Source organism: Actinomycetospora sp. (genome assembly GCF_055612215.1).
Map to the genome: position 1 here is coordinate 1 of NZ_JBVPVA010000412.1, position 5,015 is coordinate 5,015.

Sequence of the window (5,015 nt, forward strand, 5' to 3'; positions counted from 1 at the left end):
GGTCGAGCCGTGCATGGCGGGCTGCGCGTTCGTGGCGGTCGGACGTCGTCGAGCGATGGAAGGGCCGTGAAAGGCCGGCGTCGTCTGATCGTCTCCGTCATCGGGGCGCAGGCCAGGGGGGATCGGTGAACGGGTCGAGGGTCCGGCGGCCGGCGGGGGCCGACCACGGCGGACGCCACCGTCGGACGCTCGCTCGACCGCCCCTTGGGCACACCACCGGCTCGCCACTACGGTCGCCCGATGGCCGTCGTGGAGTGCACGAGCGACGAGGACCGGCTGCGCCGGATCGAGTTCGTCACCGACACCAGCCTCGCCCAGCTCGACGTCAACGACCTCCTGGCCGAGCTGCTCGGGCGGGTGCGGACCCTCCTGCACGCCGACACGGCCGCCGTCCTGCTGCTCGACCCGGCCACCGACGAGCTCGTCGCCACCGCCGCGCAGGGGATCGAGGAGGAGGTCCGCCAGGGCGTCCGCATCCCGATCGGGAAGGGGTTCGCGGGGCGGATCGCCGCGGAGCGGCGCGCCGTGGTCATCGAGCACGTCGACCACACCAACGTGCTCAACCCGATCCTGCGGGAGAAGCACATCTGCTCGCTGCTCGGCGTCCCGCTGATCGCCGAGGGCAGCGTCATCGGCGTCCTGCACGTCGGCACGCTCACCACCCGGCGGTTCACCGACCACGACGCCGAGCTGCTGCGGCTGGTGGCCGACCGGATCGCGCTGGTGACCAGGACCCGGCAGAGCGACCTCGACCGCGCGGCGGCCCGGGCGCTGCAGCGGAGCCTGTTGCCCGGTCGGCTGCCCGAGGTCGCGGGCATCCGGTTCGCCGCCCGGTACATCCCCGGAGACGCGGGCGGGCTCGGCGGGGACTGGTACGACGTGTTCACCCTCCCGTCGGGGCGCCTCGGCGTCGTGATCGGGGACGTGGTGGGCCGCGGCCTGCACGCGGCCGTCGTCATGGGACGGCTCCGGAGCGCGCTGCGCGCGTTCGCGCTGGAGGAGGACGACCCGGCGGAGGTCCTGGAGCGGCTCGACCGGAACGTCGAGCACTTCGAGGACGGCGTGATGGCCACGGTGCTCTACGGCATCTTCGAACCGTCCCTGGAGGAGCTGACGCTGTCCTCGGCCGGCCACCTGCCGCCGTTCCTGGGCACCGCCGGCCGGGCGGCCGCGCCGGTGAGCATCCCCGTCGACCTCCCCATCGGGGTCTCGGTGGGGCCGCCGCGGCGCACCACGACGATCACGCTCCAGGCCGGGGACCTGCTGTTCCTCTACACCGACGGCCTCGTCGAACGCCGGGACCGCTCGCTCGACACGGGGCTGGACATGCTCGGCGAGGCCCTGGCCGTCGAGGGTGCCGAGGCCGCCTGCGCCGGGGCGGCGCGGAGCCTCATCGGGGCCCACGACGTCCCCGACGACGTCGCGATGCTCGCCGTCCACCGCCTCGACGACGGGCAGCAGCGGCCGCTCGGCCTGGTCCTGCCGGCCACCCCGCGATCGCTGGCCGAGATCCGCACGGCCCTGCGCCGCTGGCTGTTGTCGGCCCGGGCCACCCCGGCGGAGGTCGCCGACGTCATCGTCGCGGTCGGCGAGGCCTGCTCGAACGTCGTCGAGCACGCCTACGGAGTCATCGCCGGAGTCGTGATGGTGGAGGTCCGGCTGGAGGGCCGGGACGTCGCCATGGTCGTCCGCGACCACGGCCGGTGGCGACCGGCGCGGGGTGAGGTCCGGGGCCGCGGGACCGCTCTCATGCACCAGTGCACCGACCGCATCGACATCGCGACCGATCCAGGGGGCACGACCGTGACGATGACCCGCCGACTCGACAGGAGCGGCTGATGACCGAGGCCGACGTCGCCGTCCGTGCGGTCGGCACCGACGTCCGGATCACCCTGCGCGGCGAGATCGACCTCGCCAACGCCGCCGTGGTCGAGGAGCAGATCTCCGCCGCGGTCACGAACCAGGTGACCGCAGTGACGATGGACCTCGGCGACCTGAGCTACATCGACAGCGCCGGCCTCCACATCCTGTTCGCGCTGGTCTCCCGGCTCGAGGTGCTGCAGATCGCGCTGGACGTCCGCGTGCCGCCCGGCTCGCTCGCGCGGCGCGTCCTGGAGCTCTCCGGGTTCGGCACCCTGGTCGATCTCGACGCCCCACCGGTGGCCGGGGAACCGACGGCGTAGACTCTGTGGCCTGCCTCACATGCCGACGACGTCACGGAGGTCATCATGGCCCAGGAGAACGAGACCCGGCGACCGAGCGAGCACGAGCGCGGCCTGGCCGAGAGCGCCCGGCTGTGGGCCCGCGAGAAGGGACTCCCGGTCTCCGCGCGGGGCGAGGTCCCCTGGCCGATCATCGACCAGTACCGCAAGCTCACCAACCCGAACTGAGGCCTCCCGCGGAGTTCCCCGAACGGCCCCACCCGTCGTCGGGTTCCGGCTAGCGTCGCCGGAGACGGCGGGTGCGGCCGGCTCGGGGAGGGCGTGCGGTGGAGATCGTCGTGGCCGGGGAGGCGGCGCCGCCGCCGGGCCCGCCACCGGACGTGCCCGAGCCGGACCGGCTCGCCTCGGGGGAGTACGTGTTCGTCCCGGTGCACGAGGCGCCCGCCGGGGCGGAGGCGCTGCTGGAGCTGCGGACGCTGGTCGACGGGCGGCTGGCGCTGCCGGTCTACGGGTCGGCGACGTCGCTCGTGCGCTGCTGCGGTGACGCCCAGCCCTACGGGGTGTTCCCGGCGTCGGCCCTGGCGGAGCTGGTCACGACGTGCGGCGCGGACGTGGTGGGTGCGGACCTCCCGTTGCCGCCCGAGCTGCGCCGGACGGCGTCGTGACCGGGCCGGGGTTCGACGTCGACCCGGGCGCGATGGCGGCCGTCGGCGGCCGGATGTCGGGCTCGACCGCGGCGTTCGGCGCGGCCGCCGGCAGTGGGGGAGGAACGCCCGTCGCGGGCACCGCGACCGGGGACGTCCTGTCCTACCTGCAGGCGGTCACCGAGGCGGCGGCCCGCTTCGCCGAGGCCGCGCAGCGCAGTGGGGAGGCGGTCGGGCAGGCGGCGGCCGGGTACGTGCACGGTGACGGGGCGGCGGCGTCGCGGATCGGGGCCGTGCCGACGCCGGGGGGCGACGGGCCGGCGCCCCGGGGAGCACGCTGATGCCGATCGACACGCACGTCGACGCCGACCCCGGCTCGTGCCGGTCGACCGCGCACTGGCTCGACGGTGTCGCGCGGGCCGGGGAGGATGCGGCGGACGAGGTGGTCGGCGCCCGCAACGCGTCGTTCGACTGCTGGAGCGGCCCGGCGGGCGAGGCCTTCCGCGACCAGGCCGGGCGGATCGGGGCCGCCGGCGACACCACCTCGGCCCAGGCCCGCATCGGCGCGCAGGCCCTCGACGGCTTCGCGACCTCGGTCCAGGGCGTGCTCGACACCATGGCCCGGGCACGCAGCGAGGCCGCCGCGGCCGGGCTGCCGGTCAGCGGGGAGACGATCGGTGACCCGGTGGCCGCGGCCCAGCGCGCGGCGTTCGACCGGGCCCGACAGGTCACCGACGAGGCGCGGACGCGGTACGTCGAGGCGCAGACCGAGCTCAGCGACCGGATCCGGGCGCCCACGAGCGAGGCGGTCGCCGTCGCGAGGAACGTGCTGCTGGTCGCCTCCAGCGTCACCTCGACGCTCGGCGCCCTGCAGGGGGCGGCCCGGGCGTGGGCCGACGTCGCGGAGCGGGCGGCCACGGAGCGCGCGGCCTTCATGACCGCGATGCTGGCTCCCGAGGTGCCCGTCGAGCAGGCGGCCCGCGGGGCGTTGCAGGCCGGGGACGAGCTCGACGTCGCGCAGCGGGCCGGCGGGGCCAACGCCGAGGCGTTGCGCCGGGCGACCCTGGGCGCGAGCGAGACCACGCTCGGGCAGCGGGCGTTGAACGTCCTCACGTGGTCCCCGGCCGAGCTCGTGAAGACCGGGCCGCTGGCCCGGGCGGCCCCGGTGCTCAAGCGGGTCCCCGGGGTGAGCCTCGGGTTCGCCGTCGCCGGTGGCGTCGCCGACGTCGAGGCCGGCCGCGACGTCGGGTCGGCGGTGGCCAAGCAGGGCGCGACGCTCGCCGCGGGAGCGGGGGCCAGCTGGCTCGTGACCGCGGCCGGCACCGCCGCGGCAGGCGCGATCGGGGCCGGCGCGGTCGCCGCGCTGCCCGTGACGCTCGTGGCCGTGGGCGTCGGCGCGCTCGTGGCCTACGGCGTGGGGGCGAACTGGGACTCCATCGAGAGCACCGCGGAGGACCTGCTCCCGTGAGGCCGACGGCGGACCTGCCACCACGCCCGGACCCGAGCACGGGGCTCCCCGCCCCGCCGCCGGCCCCGGGCCCACGCCGGAGGCCGCCGGCCCGGCGAACGCCGACCCGTCCGAAGCCCCCGCCGGAGGGGCGCGGGCCGGTGCTCGCCGGCCACTCCGGGGAGCCGCGCGACGGCGCGATCGTGCTCGGCGTCGGCCTCCTCGCGCTCGTGGTGTTCCTCGACGTCACCACCGGGCTCGACCGGCTCGGGACGGCGCCGGGCGGCACGTGGTTCTTCGTGGGCCTGGGGGTGCTGCTGCTCGCGGTGTGGGCGCGGGGCGTCTCGACCGAGTACCTCGCGGTCGGCGCGGACTGGTTGGCGTCGGACCGGGCCTGGGTCGACCTGTACGACCTGGTCGAGGTGCGGTGCACCCACGCGGCCTACGGGCTCCCGCTGCTCGAGTTCCGCGACGGGTCGGGGCGCCGCGTCCGTCGCTACGTCTCCGAGCTGCGCGCCGACCCGCTGATGTGGGACCTCGTCCACCTCGGCGTCCGGTGGTCCCGGGCGACCCACGAGGTCCGTGTGGACCGGGCGGCCGAGGCGGTCGTCGGCGACGACCCCCTCCCGTCCCGGGCGCTGGCCCAGCGGACTCGGGTCACGGTCGCGCGGGTGCGGCGGGACGACCCGCGGACCGCGGAGCTCCCCCCGCGCCCGGACCGTTGGACGTGCCGCCCCGTCCCGCCGCCCGCGCCGTGGACCG

The 5,015-nt window shown here is 76.4% G+C and carries 7 protein-coding genes; all 7 read left to right on the forward strand.

The features are described from left to right. The first annotated feature begins 240 nt into the window (after positions 1-240). Positions 241-1,839 (forward strand): ATP-binding SpoIIE family protein phosphatase, encoded by a 1,599-nt coding sequence (locus AC0CYZ_RS11635; RefSeq protein WP_472215430.1) that lies wholly within the window; start codon positions 241-243, stop codon positions 1,837-1,839. After that, positions 1,839-2,183 (forward strand): STAS domain-containing protein, encoded by a 345-nt coding sequence (locus tag AC0CYZ_RS11640; protein WP_472215433.1) that lies wholly within the window; start codon positions 1,839-1,841, stop codon positions 2,181-2,183. The genes AC0CYZ_RS11635 and AC0CYZ_RS11640 overlap by 1 nt, the downstream gene beginning before the upstream one ends. A 45-nt stretch (positions 2,184-2,228) precedes the next feature. Beyond that, a complete protein-coding gene (locus AC0CYZ_RS11645) occupies positions 2,229-2,390 on the forward strand; it encodes an Lsr2 family DNA-binding protein (protein ID WP_472215435.1) in 162 nt (53 codons plus the stop codon). Between the two features lie 98 nt (positions 2,391-2,488). Then, the gene (locus AC0CYZ_RS11650; RefSeq protein ID WP_472215437.1) at positions 2,489-2,827 is read left to right on the forward strand and encodes an SAV_915 family protein; all 339 of its coding nucleotides are present in this window, start codon (positions 2,489-2,491) and stop codon (positions 2,825-2,827) included. Then, positions 2,824-3,147, forward strand: a complete 324-nt coding sequence (locus AC0CYZ_RS11655; RefSeq protein WP_472215439.1) for a hypothetical protein — start codon at positions 2,824-2,826, stop codon at positions 3,145-3,147. The genes AC0CYZ_RS11650 and AC0CYZ_RS11655 overlap by 4 nt, the downstream gene beginning before the upstream one ends. Further along, positions 3,147-4,274 (forward strand): hypothetical protein, encoded by a 1,128-nt coding sequence (locus tag AC0CYZ_RS11660; RefSeq protein WP_472215441.1) that lies wholly within the window; start codon positions 3,147-3,149, stop codon positions 4,272-4,274. The genes AC0CYZ_RS11655 and AC0CYZ_RS11660 overlap by 1 nt, the downstream gene beginning before the upstream one ends. Before the next feature lie 140 nt (positions 4,275-4,414). Continuing rightward, on the forward strand, positions 4,415-5,015 hold a 601-nt coding region (locus AC0CYZ_RS11665), incomplete at its 3' end, for a hypothetical protein (RefSeq protein WP_472215443.1).